This is a genomic window from Pseudomonas paraeruginosa (assembly GCF_003025345.2).
Classification (GTDB): domain Bacteria; phylum Pseudomonadota; class Gammaproteobacteria; order Pseudomonadales; family Pseudomonadaceae; genus Pseudomonas; species Pseudomonas paraeruginosa.
The window spans coordinates 1,963,817-1,981,373 of the sequence record NZ_CP020560.1 but is presented as its reverse complement, the minus strand read 5'-3'; the positions used below and the strand labels follow the sequence as shown (position 1 = coordinate 1,981,373).

Genomic DNA, 17,557 nt, shown 5'->3' with positions numbered 1-17,557 from the left:
ATTACCCCACGAGTTGGTTGAGAGAAAGGATCGGAAGAAGAATGGCAAGGACGATGACCAGCACCACCGCGCCCATGAATATCAGCATGAACGGCTCGAACAGGCCGACCATCAGGCCGATCTGCGCGGCCAGGTCGTTCTCCTGGTTGCGCGCGGTGCGCGCCAGCATCTGGTCCAGCTCGCCGGAACGCTCGCCGCTGGCGATCATGTGCAGCATCATCGGCGGGAACTGCCCGGTGGCCTCCAGCGAGCGGGTGAGACTGGCGCCCTCGCGGACTTTCTGCGCCGCCTTGACCACCTCGTTGCGGATGATCCGGTTGGCGATCACCTCGGCGGCGATCGCCAGCGCCTCCACCAGCGGCACGCCGCTGCGGGTGAGGATCGCCAGGGTCGAGGCGAAGCGCGCGGTGTCGGTGGAGCGCACCAGCCGTCCGACCAGCGGCACGCGCAACAGGAAGCCATGCCAGCGCTCGCGAAAGGCGTCCTTGCGCAGCGCATAGCGGAAGCCGATCACCCCGCCGATCGCCGCGACGAAGGCCAGCGCGCCCCAGGCCTTGACCCAGTCGCTGACGCCGATCAGCACGCGGGTCAGCAGCGGCAGGGTCTGTCCGCTGTCGATGAACACGCGGACCACGTCGGGCACCACGTAGCCCAGCAGGAAGCCGACGATGGCCAGTGAGGCGACCATCAGGATCACCGGATAGAGCAGCGCCAGCTGGATCTTCTGCCGCGACTGCTGGCGTTGCTCGGTGTAGTCGGCGAGCTGCTCCAGCACCGGGCCGAGGTGCCCGGCGTGCTCGCCGGCAGCCACCGTGGCGCGATACAGTTCGGGGAAGGCCGAGGGGAACTCGCGCAGGCTGCCGGCCAGGCTATGCCCCTCGAGGACCTTGGCGCGCACCGCGAGGAGCATCGACTGGATGCGCTGCGAGGTGGATTGCGCGGCGGCGGCGCGCAACGCTTCCTCGATCGGCAGCGCGGCCTGGACCAGGGTCGCCAGTTGCCGGGTCACCAGCGCCAGGTCGCGCGCCGACAGCCCGCGGGCGAAGCTCAGGCGTCCGCCCTGCCCGCCCTGCTCGCGGGTACGCGTGGGTTTCACCTCGAGCGGTGCCAGTTGGCGTTCGCGCAGCAGCTGGCGGACCTGGCGCGCGCTGTCCGCCTCCAGCACGCCCTTCTGCTGGCGACCGCCGGGGTCGAGGGCGAGGTATTCGAAAGCGGCCATTATTCTTCCCGGGTCACGCGCAGGACTTCCTCGACCGTGGTGACGCCTTCCAGCACCTTGCGCCGGCCGTCGTCGCGGATGCTCGGTCCGCTGGTGCGGGCATGCCGGGTCATTTCCTGCTCGGAGGATTCGTTGTGGATCAGCGAGCGCATGTGGTCGTCGAACACCACCAGCTCATAGATCCCGGTACGCCCGCGGTAACCGTGCTGGTGGCATTCGCCGCAGCCGCGGGCGCGATGCAGGGTCGGCGGCGCGGCGGGGTCGACGCCGAGCAGCGCGCACTCGGCCTCGTCCGCCAGGTAGGGCTCCTTGCACGCCGGGCAGAGCACCCGTACCAGGCGCTGGGCCAGCACGCCGAGCATCGAGGAGGACAGCAGGAACGGTTCGATGCCCATGTCCACCAGGCGGGTGATCGCGCCGATGGCGCTGTTGGTGTGCAGGGTCGAGAGCACCAGGTGCCCGGTCAGCGAGGCCTGCACGGCGATCTCGGCGGTCTCGCGGTCGCGGATCTCGCCGACCATCACCACATCCGGGTCCTGCCGGAGGATCGCGCGCAGACCGCGGGCGAAAGTCATGTCGACCTTGGCGTTGACCTGGGTCTGGCCGATGCCCTCCAGGTGGTATTCGATCGGATCCTCGACGGTGAGGATGTTGCGGGTGCGGTCGTTGAGGGTGGTCAGGCTGGCATAGAGCGTGGTGGTCTTGCCCGAACCGGTGGGGCCGGTGACCAGCAGGATGCCGTGCGGCTTGCGCACAGTCTCGTCCATCAGCTTGCGGTCGCGCTCGCTCATGCCCAGGTGCTGCAGGTTCAGGCGCCCGGCCTGCTTGTCGAGCAGGCGCAGCACCACACGCTCGCCGTTGGCCGAGGGCAGGGTCGAGACACGGATGTCCACCTCGCGCCCGCCGACCCGCAGGGAAATACGGCCGTCCTGAGGGATGCGCTTCTCGGCGATGTCCAGGCGGGCCATGACCTTGATCCGCGATACCAGCAACGCCGCCAGCTCGCGCTTGGGTTCGAGCACCTCGCGCAGTACCCCGTCGACGCGAAAGCGCACCACCAGGCGCTTCTCGAAGGTCTCCAGGTGGATGTCGGAGGCGTTCTCGCGGATCGCCTCGCCGAGGATCGCGTTGATCAGGCGGATGATCGGCGCATCGTCCTCCTGCTCCATCAGGTCCTCGGTTTCCGGGACCTGGTCGGCCAGGGCGGCGAGATCGAGACTCCCGCCGAGGTCTTCGGCGAGCTGCATGGCCGCGGAGGAATCGTGCTGGTAGGACGCGGCCAGGGCCTGGTTGAAAGCCTCCTCGCCGAGCGCCTTGAGCGGCAGGCGGCGACCGGCGAAGCGCTGCGCCTCGGCGATCGCCGCCGGCTCCACCTGCGGCCGGCAGGCCAGCCAGTACTGTTCCTCCAGGCACAGGAACAGCAGGCCCTGGCGCTTGGCGAAGCTGAACGGCAGGCGCCGGGGCGGCGTGCCCGGCGCGGCGATGTCGGGTAACGGGGCTGTCATCATGGATGCCTTATAGCGGTAACCTAACAGAAGTATCTTGGTCGTATATGACCACTGAATGGTTACCGTCAGTATTGTTAGTTGTTAGTCATTTTGTGCGGCCGGTCCCGAGTCCCTCTTGCAGGAGTATCCTGGCGAGCCGTTATCTTAAGCACAAGCGCGCCTGGCCCTGCCAGTCACACCTGTTACACCTATTGATAGAAGTAGGTAGCCTACTGGCAACGAACTGCTATGATCCCTCGGCGATCTTCAGACATAACGATAAAGACCAGGAGTGATGTATTGCCTTTCTCCGGCGCCTCTTCCCGCTGGCTGCAGCGGTACGCCCCGGCCCTTCTGGCTGTTGCCCTGATCATCGCCATGAGCATCAGTCTCGCCTGGCAGGCCGCCGGCTGGCTGCGCCTGCAGCGCAGCCCGGTCGCGGTCGCCGCCTCGCCGGTCAGCCACGAAGCGATCCACAGCGATCCGGCCCGCCTGGCCCGGCTCTTCGGTACCAGCGCCCAGGACCCCAACGCCCCGCCACCGGCCACCAACCTCGACCTGGTGCTCAAGGGCAGCTTCGTCCAGAGCGACCCCAAGCAGTCCAGCGCGATCATCCAGCGCCAGGGCGACAAGCCACACCGCTATGCGATCGGCGGCGAGATCAGCGACGGCGTGAAGCTGCACGCGGTCTACCGCGACCGCGTCGAACTGCAGCGCGGCGGGCGCCTGGAAAGCCTGCCCTTCCCGCACCGCTCCGGAGGGCTGCTGGCCAACGCGGACACCATTACAAGCGAGAACGACTCGATCGAACAACTGCAAAGCCTGCAGGATGAGAACGCTGCAGCATTGCGCGAGCGCCTGGACGCCTTGCGCCAGCAGATGGAAGCGACACCCATCGCAGAACCCGCCGAAGAAGACTCGAGCGAGCCCACGACCACGCCTACGGAAAGCGACTGACCCGATGTCCCAGCCTTTGTTCCGCGCCCTGCTTGCCCCCTCCAGTCGTTCGTACGTCCCTGCCGTCCTTCTCAGCCTGGCCCTCGGCATCCAGGCCGCGCACGCCGAAGACAGCGGCAGGAACGCCGTCGCCCCCGCCGGCAACCAGCAGGAGGCACACTGGACGATCAACCTCAAGGATGCCGACATCCGCGAATTCATCGACCAGATTTCCGAGATCACCGGCGAGACCTTCGTCGTCGACCCGCGGGTCAAGGGCCAGGTCAGCGTGGTGTCCAAGGCCCAGCTGTCGCTGAGCGAGGTCTACCAGCTGTTCCTCTCGGTGATGAGCACCCACGGCTTCACCGTGGTGGCCCAGGGTGACCAGGCGCGCATCGTGCCCAACGCCGAAGCCAAGACCGAGGCCGGCGGTGGCCAGAGCGCACCGGACCGCCTGGAGACCCGGGTGATCCAGGTCCAGCAGAGCCCGGTGTCGGAACTGATTCCGCTGATCCGCCCGCTGGTCCCGCAGTATGGGCACCTCGCCGCGGTACCCTCGGCCAACGCGCTGATCATCAGCGACCGCAGCGCCAACATCGCGCGGATCGAGGACGTGATCCGCCAGCTCGACCAGAAGGGCAGCCACGACTACAGCGTGATCAACCTGCGCCACGGCTGGGTGATGGACGCCGCCGAGGTACTCAACAGCGCCATGAGCCGCGGCCAGGCCAAGGGCGCGGCCGGCGCTCAGGTGATCGCCGACGCGCGCACCAACCGCCTGATCATCCTCGGCCCGCCGCAGGCGCGCGCCAAGCTGGTGCAACTGGCGCAGTCGCTGGATACGCCGACCGCGCGCTCGGCCAATACCCGGGTGATCCGCCTGCGCCACAACGATGCCAAGACCCTGGCGGAAACCCTCGGGCAGATTTCCGAAGGCATGAAGAACAACGGCGGCCAGGGCGGCGAGCAGAGCGGTGGCGGCCGTCCGAGCAATATCCTGATCCGCGCCGACGAAAGCACCAACGCCCTGGTCCTGCTGGCCGACCCGGACACCGTCAACGCCCTCGAGGACATCGTCCGCCAGCTCGACGTGCCGCGCGCCCAGGTGCTGGTGGAAGCGGCCATCGTCGAGATCTCCGGCGACATCCAGGACGCCGTCGGCGTGCAGTGGGCGATCAACAAGGGTGGCATGGGTGGAACCAGGACCAGCTTCGGCAATACCGGACTGTCCATCGGCACCCTGCTGCAGGCGCTCAAGGATGACAAGATTCCCAACCCGCTCCCCGACGGCGCCGTCGTCGGCATCGGCAGCAGCAGCTTCGGCGCGCTGGTCACCGCGCTGTCGGCCAACAGCAAGAGCAACCTGTTGTCGACCCCGAGCCTGCTGACCCTGGACAACCAGAAGGCGGAAATCCTGGTCGGCCAGAACGTCCCTTTCAATACCGGCTCCTACACCACCAACAGCGAAGGCTCCAGCAACCCGTTCACCACCGTCGAGCGCAAGGACATCGGCGTCAACCTCAAGGTCACCCCGCATATCAACGATGGCGCCGCGCTGCGTTTGGAAATCGAGCAGGAAATTTCCTCCATCGCGCCGAATGTGCAACAGGTCAGCGACACCGATATCATCACCAACAAGCGCTCGATCAAGAGCACCATCCTCGCCGAGAACGGCCAGGTCATCGTGCTCGGCGGCCTGATCCAGGACGACGTGGTGCAGGCCGAATCCAAGGTCCCGCTGCTTGGCGACATCCCCTGGCTGGGCAGGTTGTTCCGCTCGACCAAGGACACTCACACCAAGCGCAACCTGATGGTCTTCCTGCGCCCCACCGTGGTCCTCGACGGAGCGGGCCTGGCGGCGATTTCCGGGAAAAAGTACAGCGACATCCGCGTGCTCGACGGACGCCGGGGTCCCGAAGGCCGTCCGAGCATCCTGCCGAGCAGCGCCGGGCAATTGTTCGATGGGCAGACCGTGGATCTTCGCGACCTGAAATCGGAGTGATGCCCACTCCGGAACGCCGGAGCGAGAACGAAAAAGGCGCTGCCCGTTACGGACAGCGCCTTTTTTTCATACCGCCATGGCGCGACTCAGTCGAGGTAGATCATCTTCCGCGTCATGCCGCCGTCGACCAGGAACTCCTGGCCGGTGACGAAGCCGGCGTCCTCGGACAGCAGCCAGGCCACCAGCGAGGCCACGTCCTCGACGCTGCCGACCCGGCCGACCGGGTGCTGGTCGTGGTCCAGCTCGGTCAGCGGCGCGGCCTCGCGTTCGGCCACGTCGCGGGTATCGATCCAGCCGGGGCTGACCGCGTTGACACGGATTTCAGGGCCGAGGCTGGCGGCCAGCGCGTGGGTCAGCGCCAGCAACCCGCCCTTGCTCGCCGCGTAGGCTTCGGAATCGGGCTCTGACTGGTGGGCGCGGGTGGAGGCGATGTTGACGATGGCGCCGCTGTGCGCGCGCAGGTAGGGCGTGCAGTATTTGGCCAGCAGCATCGGGCCGTTCAGGTTGACCGCCAGGGTACGGGTCCATTCGCCGAGGGTCAGCGCCTCCAGCGGGGTATTGCGCGGATTGGCGATGGCGGCGTTGCACACCAGCGCGTCCAGGCGACCGAACTGGCCGAGCACCTCGGCCACGCTCATCGCCACCTGGCTCTCCTGGGCCACGTCCATGGCGACGAACCAGGCCTGCTCACCGAGCGCCTCGGCAACCCTGGCGCCACGTTCGCGGTCATTGTCGGCGAGCACCACCTGCCAGCCCTCGGCGATCAGCCAGGCGCTGATGCCCAGGCCGATGCCACGGGCCGCCCCGGTGACCAGCGCGACCTTGCCGTTGCCTCGCAGGTTGCCTTCGTTCACAGCGCGGCCAGCCCCCGGGCCATGTCGGCCTTGAGGTCGTCGAGATCTTCCAGGCCGACGGCGACCCGGATCAGGCTGTCGCCGATCCCGGCGCGCGCCCGGTCCTCGGCGGACAGGCGGCCGTGGGAGGTGGTCGCCGGATGGGCGATGGTGGTCTTGGTATCGCCCAGGTTGGTGGTGATCGAGACCATCCGCGTGGCGTCGATGAAGCGCCAGGCGGCATCGCGCCCGCCCTTCACGTCGAAACTGACCACCGCGCCGAAACCGCTCTGCTGACGACAGGCCAACTCATGCTGCGGGTGGCTCCGCAGGCCGGCGTAGTAGACCCGCTCGATGCCCGGCTGGCGTTCCAGCCACTCCGCCAGGGCCTGGGCGCTGGCGCAATGCGCCTGCATGCGGATGCGCAGGGTTTCCAGCCCCTTGAGGAACAGCCAGGCATTGAACGGGCTGAGGGTCGGACCGGCGGTACGGAGGAAGCCGACCACCTCCTTCATCTGCTCGCCGCGCCCGGCGACCACCCCACCCATGCCCCGGCCCTGGCCATCGATGTATTTGGTCGCGGAGTGGATCACCACGTCCGCTCCGAGCTTCAGCGGCTGCTGCAGGGCCGGCGTGCAGAAGCAGTTGTCCACCGCCAGCAGCGCGCCCCTGGCATGGGCGATCTCGGCGAGCGCGGCGATATCCACCAGTTCGGCCAGCGGGTTGGACGGCGACTCGACGAAGAACAGCTTGGTATTCGGCTTGCACGCCGCTTCCCAGGCCGTGAGATCGTTCAACGGCGGATAGTCGACCTGGATGCCGAAGCGCTTGAAGTACTTGTCGAACAGGCTGATGGTCGAACCGAACACGCTGCGCGAGACCAGCACATGGTCGCCGGCGCTGCACAGGCTCATCACCAGGGCGAGGATCGCCGACATGCCCGACGCCGTGGCCACCGCCTGTTCGGCTCCCTCGAGGGCGGCGATGCGCTCCTCGAAGGTGCGCACAGTGGGGTTGGTGTAGCGCGAATAGACGTTGCCCGGCACTTCGCCGGCGAAGCGCGCGGCAGCGTCGGCGGCGGTGCGGAACACATAGCTGGAGGTGGTGAACAGCGCCTCGCCGTGCTCGCCCTCGGGCGTCCGCCGCTGCCCGGCGCGCACCGCCAGGGTGTCGAAGGCCGCGCCTTCCAGGTCGCTGTCGAGGCGCCCGGCATCCCAATCCTGTGTCATGCCGCTCTCCCCCTTTCAGTCGTTGTACAGGTCGATGATCGCGCTGACCGCCTGGCTCTTCGCCTTGGTCGCATCGTTGCGCGCCTGTTCGATCCGGTTCAGATAGGCCTCGTTGACGTCGCCGGTCACGTATTCGCCGTCGAACACGGCGCAGTCGAAGCGGTCGATCTTGATCTTGCCGCCGCCGACCGCGTCGATCAGGTCCGGCAGGTCCTGGTAGACCAGCCAGTCGGCACCGATCAGCTTACTGACGTCCTCGGTGCTGCGATTGTGCGCGATCAGCTCGTGCGCGCTCGGCATGTCGATGCCGTAGACGTTGGGATAGCGCACCGCTGGCGCGGCGGAGCAGAAGTATACGTTCTTCGCGCCGGCCTCGCGGGCCATCTGGATGATCTGCTTGCAGGTGGTGCCGCGGACGATCGAGTCGTCCACCAGCATGACGTTCTTGCCACGGAATTCCAGCTCGATGGCGTTGAGCTTCTGCCGCACGGATTTCTTCCGCGCCGCCTGGCCGGGCATGATGAAGGTGCGGCCGATGTAGCGGTTCTTGACGAAGCCCTCGCGGAACTTCACGCCGAGCCGGTTGGCCAGCTCCAGCGCCGCGGTGCGGCTGGTGTCCGGGATCGGGATGACCACGTCGATATCGTGTTCGGGACGCTCGCGGAGGATCTTGTCGGCGAGCTTCTCGCCCATCCGCAGGCGCGCCTTGTACACCGAGATGCCGTCCATGATCGAGTCCGGACGCGCCAGGTAGACGTGCTCGAAGATGCACGGCGCGTATTTCGGCGCCTTGGCGCACTGGCGGGTGTAGAGCTTGCCTTCCTCGGTGATGTACACCGCCTCGCCCGGCGCCAGGTCGCGGATCAGGGTGAAGCCGAGCACGTCCAGGGCCACGCTCTCGGAGGCGATCATGTATTCGACGCCATTCTCGGTGTGGCGCTGGCCGAAGACGATCGGCCGGATCGCGTTGGGGTCGCGGAAACCGACGATGCCGTGGCCGGTGATCATCGCCACCACCGCGTAACCGCCGACGCAGCGGTCGTGCACGCCGGAGACCGCGGCGAAGATGTCCTCCTCGGTGGGCTGCAGCTTGTTGCGCACCGCCAGTTCGTGGGCGAACACGTTGAGCAGCACTTCCGAGTCGGAGTTGGTGTTCACGTGGCGCAGGTCGGACTCGTAGATTTCCTTGGCCAGTTGCTCGACGTTGGTCAGGTTGCCGTTGTGCGCCAGGGTGATGCCATAGGGCGAGTTGACGTAGAACGGCTGCGCTTCCGCCGAACTGGAGCTGCCGGCGGTCGGGTAGCGCACATGGCCGATGCCGACGCTGCCGATCAGGCGCTGCATGTGGCGCTGCTGGAAGACGTCGCGGACCAGGCCGTTGTCCTTGCGCAGGTACAGCTTATCGTCATGGCAGGTGACGATACCGGCAGCGTCCTGGCCGCGATGTTGGAGGACGGTGAGCGCGTCATACAGCGCCTGATTGACGTTCGACTTGCCCACGATACCGACGATGCCACACATGTGACGCAACCCCTACTTGGCTCAAGCTGGAAAGATGGGAAGCGCGATCGGCCCGTCCCGGACCATCGAGCTGACCAGCGCCTCGTCGGCCGCTGGCTCCCGCGAATCGGCGACCCTCGCCGCCGACTGGCTCGCGGCACCTCCTGTGCCGCCGACGCCGCGCCATCGACGCGCCGCCCTGGAAAAACACGGAACCCGGCCTCGGCCAGTGTCCCGCCAAAATCACTGGCTGGGAAGCAGCCCGCCGACGCCGCTCGGTGGCGTGATCGGCGCGGCCGGCAACCACTGGCCGGCGAAACCGAGAATGAAGTTCTTCGACCAGTCGGCGACCATCAGGAAATGCGGCATCAGCACCGACTGCTGCCACCAGGGGTCCTGTTGCACCGGGGCCAGGCTGAGCAGGCCGACCAGCAGCACGACCAGCAGCACGCCACGCGCACCGCCGAAGACCATGCCGAGGAAGCGGTCGGTACCGGACAGGCCGGTGACCCGGATCAGTTCGCCGATGAGGTAGTTGACCAGCGCCCCGAGCAGCAGGGTCGCGATGAACAGCAGCGCGCAGGCTGCGATGATGCGGGCCGAGGGGGTCTGGATGTATTCGCCCAGGTGCTGCGCCAGCGCCCCGCCGAACATCCAGGCCACCGCGCCGGCGACTATCCAGGTAAGCAGGGACAAGGCTTCCTTGACGAAGCCGCGACTCAGACTGATCAGGCTGGAAACGACGATGATGGCGACCATCGTCCAATCGACCCAGGTAAATGCCACTATGCAGCCCACAAGCAGAAAAGGCGCTGCATTTTAGCAGAGCGCGCCCGCGACGGTAAGCCGCGGGTGGCGGTCAACCGCGTTCCGGCTGGAAACGCACGACGAAGCCGTTGAGCTTCTGCTGCTTGCTCAGCTGGTCACGCAGGCGATCGGCCTCGGCGCGCTGGATCACCGGCCCGACGAAGACCCGGTTCATCCCGTCGAAACTGCGGATATAGGCGTTGTAGCCCTGGGAACGCAGGGTCTTCTGCAATTCCTCGGCGCGCGCCCGGTTGGACAGGCTGGCCAGCTGCACCGACCAGCTCTGCGGCAGGTTGTTGGCGTCCAGGCGTTTCTCCGCGGCTGGCTGGCTCGGCGGCGCAGCGGCCGGTTGCGGCTGGCTCGGCGGCGTGCTGGCAGCCGGGGCCTGAACCTGTGCTGGCGGCTGGGCGGCCGGAGGAGACGTCGGCAGGCCGCCGATCGGCTGGCTGGGCTGGCCGGCGGTGGCCGGAGTGCCCTCCTGGACGATTTCCGGCGCAATGTCTTCTTCGCCGGGTTGCAGCTCCGGCACTTCGGTCGGCTGCACCTCGACGCTGGGCATCGCCGGCGATTGCGGGCGCGGCGGCGCTTCCACCACGACCTGGCGCGACTCGTCTTCGCGGGTGAACAGCATCGGCAGGAAGATCACCGCCAGGGCGATCAGCACCAGCGCCCCGACGATACGCTGCTTCAGCCCTCTTTCCAGCAAGGCCATGGTTTACTCCCCCTTATCCGTTCTATGGGCCAGCCATTGCAAGCCTTCGGCCACGCTGTAGAACGATCCGAACAGCAGAATGACATCGTCCGCGGACGCCTTGGCGCACTGCGCCTCCAGGGCGGCGGCGATATCCGCATGGCTGCTCGCCGGAACCTGGCGCAGGATCAGCGCCGCTTCCAGCTCCGCCGCCGGCCGCGAACGCGGGGTCGGCAACGGTGCAACGGCCCAATCCTGCACCAAGCCGGTCAAGGGTTCCAGCACGCCATTGAGGTCCTTGTCCGCCAGCAGACCGAATACCGACAGGTAACGGCCTCGCGGCGGTGCCGCGCGCAACCGCTGCGCCAGGTACTGGGCGGCCTGGGGATTGTGCCCGACATCCAGCAGCAGCTGGCGCGGCTGGCCGTTCCAGGACAGGCCGCGGCGATCGAGACGACCGCTGACCCGGGTCCGTCGCAAGGCCTCGGCGAGGCCGTGCGCCTGCCAGGGCAGGTCGAGCAGCGCGTAGGCCTGCAGGGCCAGCGCGGCGTTTTCCATGGGCAGGTCGAGCAACGGCAGGTCGTGCAGGGCCAACGCCTGGCCGTCCACGGCCAGTCCGCGCCAGTGCCAGCCATGATCGGCGAGCGCCAGGTCGTAGTCACGGCCGCGCAGGTAGAACGGCGCGCCGAGCGTCGCCACCTGCTCGAGCAACGGCTGCGGCGGATCGAGGTCGCCGCACAGGGCTGGCTTGCCGGCGCGCAGGATGCCGGCTTTCTCGAAAGCCACGCTGTCGCGGGTATCGCCCAGCCAGTCGGCATGATCCAGGCCGATACTGGTGATCAACGCCAGGTCGGCATCGATCAGGTTGACCGCGTCCAGGCGACCGCCGAGACCGACCTCCAGCACCGCGAACTCCAGCCCGGCACGTTCGAACAACCAGAAGGCGGCCAGGGTGCCCATTTCGAAATAGGTCAGGGAAATCTCGCCACGTGCGGCTTCCACCGCGGCGAAGGCTTCGCACAGCTGCGCATCGCTCGCCTCGACGCCATCGATCCGCACCCGCTCGTTGTAGCGCAACAGATGCGGCGAGCTGTAGACCCCGACCGACAATCCCTGCTCGCGCAGCAACTCGGCGAGCAAGGCGCAGGTGGAGCCCTTGCCGTTGGTCCCGGTGACGGTGACCACGCGTTTCGCCGGTCTTCCCAGGCCGAGCCGGCGCGCTACCTCGCGGGAACGCTCCAGGCCCATGTCGATGGCCGTCGGATGGAGATGTTCGAGATAGCTCAGCCAATCGGCCAGGGAACGCCGGGTCATGCGGATACGGGGCTCGGCGAATGAGTGAAGGCCGACAGCAGCCTGGCCAGGCGCGGACGCAACTCGCCACGGTGCACGATCATGTCGATGGCACCGTGCTCGAGGAGGAACTCGCTGCGCTGGAAGCCTTCCGGCAGTTTCTCGCGGACGGTCTGCTCGATCACGCGGGGGCCGGCGAAGCCGATCAGCGCCTTGGGCTCGCCGACGATCACGTCGCCGAGCATCGCCAGGCTGGCGGAAACACCGCCGTAGACCGGGTCGGTCAGCACCGAGACGAACGGGATGCCTTCCTCGCGCAGGCGCGCCAGGACCGCCGAGGTCTTGGCCATCTGCATCAGCGAGATCAGCGCTTCCTGCATGCGCGCGCCACCGGAAGCGGAGAAGCAGATCAGCGGGCAGCGCTGTTCCAGGGCGACGTTGGCCGCGCGGACGAAGCGCTCGCCGACGATGGCGCCCATGGAACCACCCATGAAGGAGAACTCGAAGGCGCAGGCGACCACCGGCATGCCCTCCAGCTTGCCGCTCATGGCGATCAGCGCGTCCTTCTCGCCGGTATCCTTCTGCGCCGCGGAGAGGCGATCCTTGTACTTCTTGCTGTCGCGGAACTTCAGGCGGTCCACCGGCTCCAGGTCGGCGCCCAGTTCCTCGCGGCCTTCCTCGTCGAGGAAGATGTCCAGGCGGGTACGCGCGTTGATGCGCATGTGGTGGTCGCACTTCGGACAGACATCCAGGGTCTTTTCCAGCTCCGGACGGTACAGCACGGCTTCGCAGGACGGGCATTTGTGCCACAGGCCTTCCGGCACCGAGCTCTTCTGGGACTCGGAACGCATGATGGAAGGGATCAGCTTGTCTACCAGCCAGTTGCTCATGCTCTTTGTTCTCCAGTGCAAGGTCGGGATGGCCGCACCGATCCGGTGGCGACGTCCCTGAGCAAATTCATCTTCGTGACCGCCAGCGATGGCGGGCTGCACGGCTGCGATGCGTCTCGCCGCCAGCCCTTCCCCCGCCAAGGCGCTCACCTGGGCGATACCCGGCAGGCGGGCACCGCGAAATATCTGGTCGCCCTCTCGGCGACCCGGCGCTGTCGCGGAAACGGCGACACGCTAGTGGACGGCGGCGAACCGTCCGTCGTCACATCAGGCCTCGTCGCGACCGCGCGAACGCACCGCGTCGACGAAGGCGCGGACCTTCGCCGCATCCTTGATTCCCTTGCTCGCCTCGACGCCGCCGCTGACGTCCACCGCATACGGCTGCACCTGCGCGACGGCGTCGGCGACATTGTTCGCCGTCAGACCACCTGCCAGCACCAGGGGTTTCCCCAGGCCAGCCGGCACCAGCGACCAATCGAACGCCGCCCCCGTGCCACCGGGAACGCCCTCCACATAGGTGTCCAGAAGAATCCCGGCAGCTCCCGGATAATCCGCCACGCGCGCGAGGATGTCGTCGCCGGGCTTCATCCGCAGGGCTTTCAGGTAGGGACGCCGATGTCCCTCGCAGTCCTCGGCGCGCTCGTCACCATGGAATTGCAGCAGGTCCAGCGGCACAGCATCGAGAATCTCGCCCAGTTCGCAGCGGCTGGCGTTGACGAACAGGCCGACGCTGGTCACGAACGGCGGCAGAGCACGAACGATCTCCCGCGCCCTGTGGATATTCACCGCGCGCGGGCTCTTCGCGTAGAACACCAGGCCGATGGCATCGGCTCCCGCCGCAGCGGCGGCCAGGGCGTCCTCGACTCGGGTGATACCGCAGATCTTGATGCGAACGGCTGGCAACGACGGAGAACCCTCGGAGAGTGAGCGACGAACCGGCGGACAGCCGGCCCGCCGGGAATTCTCGATGGTAGCAAAAGCCCGTTTCGACGTCAGCCGACGATATCGGGCAATCCGGAAAGGAAATGCGGCCCCAGGTATCGCTCGGGCAATTCGAATTCCCCGGGGTACTCCACCCGCACCAAATAGAGTCCGTAAGGGTGGGCAGTGACCCCGCCGGCGCGCCGGTCGCGCGCCTCGAGCACTTCCTTCGCCCATTCGATCGGCCGCTCGCCGGCACCGATGGTCATCAGCACGCCAGCGATGTTGCGCACCATATGGTGAAGGAAAGCGTTACCGCGGATGTCCAGCACGATCAACCGACCATGCTCCAGCAGGCGCACGTGATGCATGGTCTTGACCGGCGACCTGGCCTGGCACTGCACCGCGCGGAACGAGGTGAAGTCGTGGGTGCCGACCAGCACCTGGGCCGCCTCGCGCATCCGCTCGATATCCAGCGGCCGATGGTTCCAGGTGACCTCCTCGGCCAGGTGCGCCGGGCGGATCGGGTCGTTGTAGATGGCGTAGCGGTAGCGCCGGGCCATGGCCGAGAAGCGCGCGTGGAAATGCGCCGGCATCACCCGCGCCCAGGTCACGCTGATGTCGCCGGGCAGGTTGGCATTGGTGCCCATGACCCAGGCTTTCAACGGCCGCTCCACCGCGGTGTCGAAGTGCACCACCTGGCCGCTGGCATGCACTGCGGCGTCGGTACGGCCGGCGCAGATCACCCCGACCGACTCGGCGGCGACCTTCGACAAGGCGCGCTCCAGCGCTTCCTGCACGGAAGGCACGCCGACCTCCTGGCGCTGCCAGCCACGATAGCGGGAGCCCTTGTACTCGACGCCGAGGGCGATTCTGGAAACGCCAGCGGCAGCCGATTCGGCTGCCGCTGGCGAAACAACATCGTTCATGTGGGTCGCTTCATTTCCGGATCAGGCCAGGCGCTCCAGCAACTCGCGGGCTTCCGCCTGCTGGCTGTCGTTGCCTTCGGCCAGGACTTCCTCGAGGATATCGCGCGCGCCCTCGCTGTCACCCATGTCGATATAGGCACGCGCCAGATCCAGCTTGGTCGCCGCTTCATCGGCGCCGGAAAGGAAATCGAAGTCGTCGTCGGATTCCCCATCCAGGGTCGAGGCGATCGCCGCATCCTCGGCCGAGAAGCTCGGCGCCGCATTCTTCGGCTCGTCAAGATTGCTGGCCAATTCGTCCAACTGCGCACTCACCTCGTCCAACTGGGCGGCAAAACTGTCTTCGCTCTTCGCCGGGACGGCCGGTTCCACCGGTTCGTCGGCCAGCGACAGGTCGAAGTCGTCCGGCAGGGACAACGACGGCTCGTCGGCGGCCTCGGTGTCGAGGCCGAACCCGTTGTCGGCGGGCGCCGCGGCGGGCGCGTCGTCATTCAGCGAGAGCAGGAAATCGTCATCCGACAGCTTGTCTTCCGGCGCATCGAGGTCCAGGGAGAAATCACCCAGGCCGTCGCCCTTGGCGTCGACCGGGGTCTCCGCCAGGTCGGCGAAGTCCAGGCCGAAATCGAGGTCATCGGCCGGCTTCTCCGCCGGCGCCGAGGCAGCCAGGTCGAGATCGCTGTCCAGGGTCAGGTCGTCCAGCGCACCGCTATCGGACTTGAGGTCGGCCTGCACCTCGTCACCGCCGAGATCGCCATCGAGGTCATCCAGGCTCAGGTCGAAGGCGTCGTCGAGGTCCTGCCCGGCCGCGTCCTGCCCGGCCGCATGACCGGTGTGGTCCAGCGACAGGTCGTCGAGGCTGAAGCTGTCCAGTTCGTCCTGCGCCAGCTTGGCGCCGGCCAGGCCGGCAACCGCGGCCACCGCCACCATCGCCGGGTAGCGCGACTTGAGCTGCTCGACCTGCGGCTGGGCGCCACCGATCTCGCGCAGTTCGTTTTCCTGGCGGGCGAAGCCTTCGCGATCGCCCATCTCGGCATAGACTTCCATCAGCTTGAGGCGCAGGTCGCTGCGCTGCGGCTCGTCATAAATGGCGTTCTGCAGCAGTTCGGCGGCCTGGTTGAAGCGTCCGTAGGCGATGTAGATATCGGCCTCGCCCAGTGCATCGGAAGTCTGCGCGGTGGTCTTCTCGGTCGACGCCGCAACGGCCGCGACCTGCGGCTCAGGCTCGTCGAGGGTCAGGTCGTCGAAGCCGTCCTTTCCCAGGTCCAGCGCATCCTCCTGTTCCTCGCCGGCTTCCGCCGCCAGGGCCGCAGCCTCGTCCTTCTCCTTCTGCGCATTGCGCCGGGACAGAATCATCAGCAGGACCAGCAAGGCCAGCAGCGCGCTACCGCCGATCACCGCCAGCCACAGCGGATTGGCCAGCAACTCGTCGAGGAAACTCGCTTCCGCCGGTTCTTCCGTCCGTACCGGGGCCGGTGCGGCTGGTGCCGGCGGGGTCTCGGCCGCTGGCGCGGGCGGCGGCGCTACCGGAGGCTGCGCCGGAGCGGCTGGCGCCTCGCCGGCGGGAGCCGGGGTCGGCGCTGCGGCGGCGGGAGCTTGCGCAGCGGCGCCGGCATCCACCTGGGCCGCACCCGGCTGGGCTACGCCCTGGCCTTCGGCAGCCAATTGCCCCTGCAGCTTGGCCAACTGCGCGTCTTTCAGCTGGATCAGCTTCTGCAGCTTGTCCAGCTGGCTCTGCAGGTCCTGCATGCGGCTCTGCAGTTCTTCGTTCTCGCGACGGGTGCTGTCCAGGCTTTCCTTGGTCACCGCCAGGGTGTCGGCGATCGCCTTGCTGTCACCCTTGGCGCCCTTGTCGGCCCCCTTGCTGGCCTTGCCTTCGCCGGAAACCAGGCGCAGGTTGTCCGGGGCGTCGACCTTGGCCGGCGCCGAACCGGCGGCGCTGCGCTGGGTCGCGTCCAATTGCCGGGCGCCGGCGCTGGCCGCGGCCGGATTGCGGCTGCCGCGCCAGCTCTGGTTCTGCGCCTGCACCTGGGACAGCGCCTCGCGCGGGGAGCGCTCCAGCATCTGTTGTTCGGTGGGGATGCGCAGGACCTGGCCGCTCTTCAGCCGGTTGATGTTGCCATCGACGAAGGCGCCCGGATTCAGTTCCTGGAAGGCGAGCATCGCCTGCGGCACGGAAACCCGGTCGGTACGGTTGCGCTGGGCGATCTCCCACAGCGTGTCGTTGGACACGGTGCGATAGGTCTCGCTGCCGGCCGGCGCGGTGGTCCGCACCGGGGCCGGGGACGGCGCCTGCGGGGCACGTGGAGCGCTGCTCGCCCGCGGCGCGCTGACCGGTGCCTGCGGGGCGCTCGCCGCGGCCTGCGGCGAGTACAGCGGCGGATCCAGCAGGACGGTGTATTCGCGCAGCAGGCGGCCGTTCGGCCAGAGGACCTGGACGAGGAAGTTCAGGTAGGGTTCCTGCACCGGCTTCGACGAGGTCACGCGGATGACGCTCTTGCCGTTGGGCTTCACCACCGGGGTGAACTTCAGGTCGGTAAGGTAGTACAGGCGATCGACGCCCGCCTTGCTGAATTCCTCCGGCGACGCCAGGCTCGGGATCACCTCGCCCGAACTCAGGTCGCGGACTTCGAGCAGCTCGATCTCGGCATCCAGCGGCTGGTTCAACGCCGACTTCAGGGTTATTTCACCGAGTCCCAACCCGTGCGCCATGCCGGAAGTCAGGACCGAGGCCGCCGCGATTGCCCGAACCAGTGTACGAAGCCGAACCATAGTGTAATCCCTTGGTTTTAATATCTTTTCTCGATTCACGAGAGGGAGTGCGTC

The 17,557-nt window shown here is 67.3% G+C and carries 14 protein-coding genes; 2 read left to right on the top strand and 12 right to left on the bottom strand.

Going from position 1 to position 17,557, the window contains the following annotated elements; genetic code table 11:
* Position 1 precedes the first annotated feature (1 nt).
* Both xcpS and xcpR read right to left on the bottom strand, forming a co-directional pair.
* A complete protein-coding gene (gene xcpS / locus B7D75_RS09540) occupies positions 2–1,219 on the bottom strand; it encodes a GspF family T2SS innner membrane protein variant XcpS (protein ID WP_012075069.1) in 1,218 nt (405 codons plus the stop codon).
* Complete coding sequence (gene xcpR / locus B7D75_RS09535) at positions 1,219–2,727, bottom strand: GspE family T2SS ATPase variant XcpR (RefSeq protein WP_079383413.1); 1,509 nt, start codon at positions 2,725–2,727, stop codon at positions 1,219–1,221. The genes xcpS and xcpR overlap by 1 nt, the downstream gene beginning before the upstream one ends.
* A 228-nt stretch (positions 2,728–2,955) precedes the next feature.
* Between xcpR and xcpP the strand changes: the two genes are divergently transcribed.
* Both xcpP and xcpQ read left to right on the top strand, forming a co-directional pair.
* Entirely contained in the window at positions 2,956–3,663 is a 708-nt protein-coding gene (xcpP, locus tag B7D75_RS09530) for a type II secretion system protein N (protein WP_107113942.1), read from the top strand.
* A 4-nt stretch (positions 3,664–3,667) separates the two neighbouring features.
* Entirely contained in the window at positions 3,668–5,644 is a 1,977-nt protein-coding gene (gene xcpQ, locus B7D75_RS09525; RefSeq protein WP_043103284.1) for a GspD family T2SS secretin variant XcpQ, read from the top strand.
* An 86-nt stretch (positions 5,645–5,730) separates the two neighbouring features.
* Here xcpQ and B7D75_RS09520 read toward each other — a convergent pair whose 3' ends face one another.
* The 10 genes from B7D75_RS09520 to fimV form a co-directional block, all read right to left on the bottom strand.
* On the bottom strand, positions 5,731–6,498 hold the full coding sequence (locus tag B7D75_RS09520; RefSeq protein ID WP_012075065.1) for an SDR family oxidoreductase: 768 nt from the start codon (positions 6,496–6,498) through the stop codon (positions 5,731–5,733).
* Positions 6,495–7,706, bottom strand: a complete 1,212-nt coding sequence (locus B7D75_RS09515; RefSeq protein WP_107113941.1) for an O-succinylhomoserine sulfhydrylase — start codon at positions 7,704–7,706, stop codon at positions 6,495–6,497. Before B7D75_RS09515 ends, B7D75_RS09520 begins: the two co-directional genes overlap by 4 nt.
* Before the next feature lie 15 nt (positions 7,707–7,721).
* Positions 7,722–9,227, bottom strand: coding sequence for an amidophosphoribosyltransferase (gene purF, locus B7D75_RS09510; protein WP_003154132.1), 1,506 nt, complete (start codon positions 9,225–9,227; stop codon positions 7,722–7,724).
* Between the two features lie 222 nt (positions 9,228–9,449).
* Entirely contained in the window at positions 9,450–9,992 is a 543-nt protein-coding gene (locus B7D75_RS09505; protein WP_074197483.1) for a CvpA family protein, read from the bottom strand.
* 73 nt (positions 9,993–10,065) lie between these two features.
* Complete coding sequence (locus B7D75_RS09500) at positions 10,066–10,725, bottom strand: SPOR domain-containing protein (protein WP_034078390.1); 660 nt, start codon at positions 10,723–10,725, stop codon at positions 10,066–10,068.
* 3 nt (positions 10,726–10,728) lie between these two features.
* Positions 10,729–12,018 (bottom strand): bifunctional tetrahydrofolate synthase/dihydrofolate synthase, encoded by a 1,290-nt coding sequence (folC, locus tag B7D75_RS09495; protein WP_107113940.1) that lies wholly within the window; start codon positions 12,016–12,018, stop codon positions 10,729–10,731.
* Complete coding sequence (gene accD / locus B7D75_RS09490) at positions 12,015–12,887, bottom strand: acetyl-CoA carboxylase, carboxyltransferase subunit beta (RefSeq protein ID WP_012075059.1); 873 nt, start codon at positions 12,885–12,887, stop codon at positions 12,015–12,017. Before accD ends, folC begins: the two co-directional genes overlap by 4 nt.
* Positions 12,888–13,154: 267 nt before the next feature.
* Positions 13,155–13,790 (bottom strand): phosphoribosylanthranilate isomerase, encoded by a 636-nt coding sequence (locus B7D75_RS09485; protein WP_034078388.1) that lies wholly within the window; start codon positions 13,788–13,790, stop codon positions 13,155–13,157.
* Positions 13,791–13,879: 89 nt separating this feature from the next.
* Complete coding sequence (gene truA / locus B7D75_RS09480; protein ID WP_053816961.1) at positions 13,880–14,737, bottom strand: tRNA pseudouridine(38-40) synthase TruA; 858 nt, start codon at positions 14,735–14,737, stop codon at positions 13,880–13,882.
* 21 nt (positions 14,738–14,758) lie between these two features.
* Positions 14,759–17,503 carry a motility hub landmark protein FimV gene (fimV, locus tag B7D75_RS09475; RefSeq protein ID WP_107113939.1) on the bottom strand — a complete coding sequence of 915 codons (2,745 nt, stop codon included), beginning with the start codon at positions 17,501–17,503 and terminating at the stop codon, positions 14,759–14,761.
* Between the last annotated feature and the right edge of the window lie 54 nt (positions 17,504–17,557).

Excerpts from the sequence above, each read along its gene's own strand:
- purF (WP_003154132.1), bottom strand. The coding sequence starts at position 9,227 with ATGTGTGGCATCGTCGGTATCGTGGGCAAGTCGAACGTCAATCAGGCG.
- xcpQ (WP_043103284.1), top strand. The coding sequence starts at position 3,668 with ATGTCCCAGCCTTTGTTCCGCGCCCTGCTTGCCCCCTCCAGTCGTTCG.
- fimV (WP_107113939.1), bottom strand. The coding sequence starts at position 17,503 with ATGGTTCGGCTTCGTACACTGGTTCGGGCAATCGCGGCGGCCTCGGTC.
- xcpS (WP_012075069.1), bottom strand. The coding sequence starts at position 1,219 with ATGGCCGCTTTCGAATACCTCGCCCTCGACCCCGGCGGTCGCCAGCAG.
- B7D75_RS09500 (WP_034078390.1), bottom strand. The coding sequence starts at position 10,725 with ATGGCCTTGCTGGAAAGAGGGCTGAAGCAGCGTATCGTCGGGGCGCTG.
- accD (WP_012075059.1), bottom strand. The coding sequence starts at position 12,887 with ATGAGCAACTGGCTGGTAGACAAGCTGATCCCTTCCATCATGCGTTCC.
- xcpP (WP_107113942.1), top strand. The coding sequence starts at position 2,956 with ATGATCCCTCGGCGATCTTCAGACATAACGATAAAGACCAGGAGTGAT.
- xcpR (WP_079383413.1), bottom strand. The coding sequence starts at position 2,727 with ATGATGACAGCCCCGTTACCCGACATCGCCGCGCCGGGCACGCCGCCC.
- B7D75_RS09515 (WP_107113941.1), bottom strand. The coding sequence starts at position 7,706 with ATGACACAGGATTGGGATGCCGGGCGCCTCGACAGCGACCTGGAAGGC.
- truA (WP_053816961.1), bottom strand. The coding sequence starts at position 14,737 with ATGAACGATGTTGTTTCGCCAGCGGCAGCCGAATCGGCTGCCGCTGGC.
- folC (WP_107113940.1), bottom strand. The coding sequence starts at position 12,018 with ATGACCCGGCGTTCCCTGGCCGATTGGCTGAGCTATCTCGAACATCTC.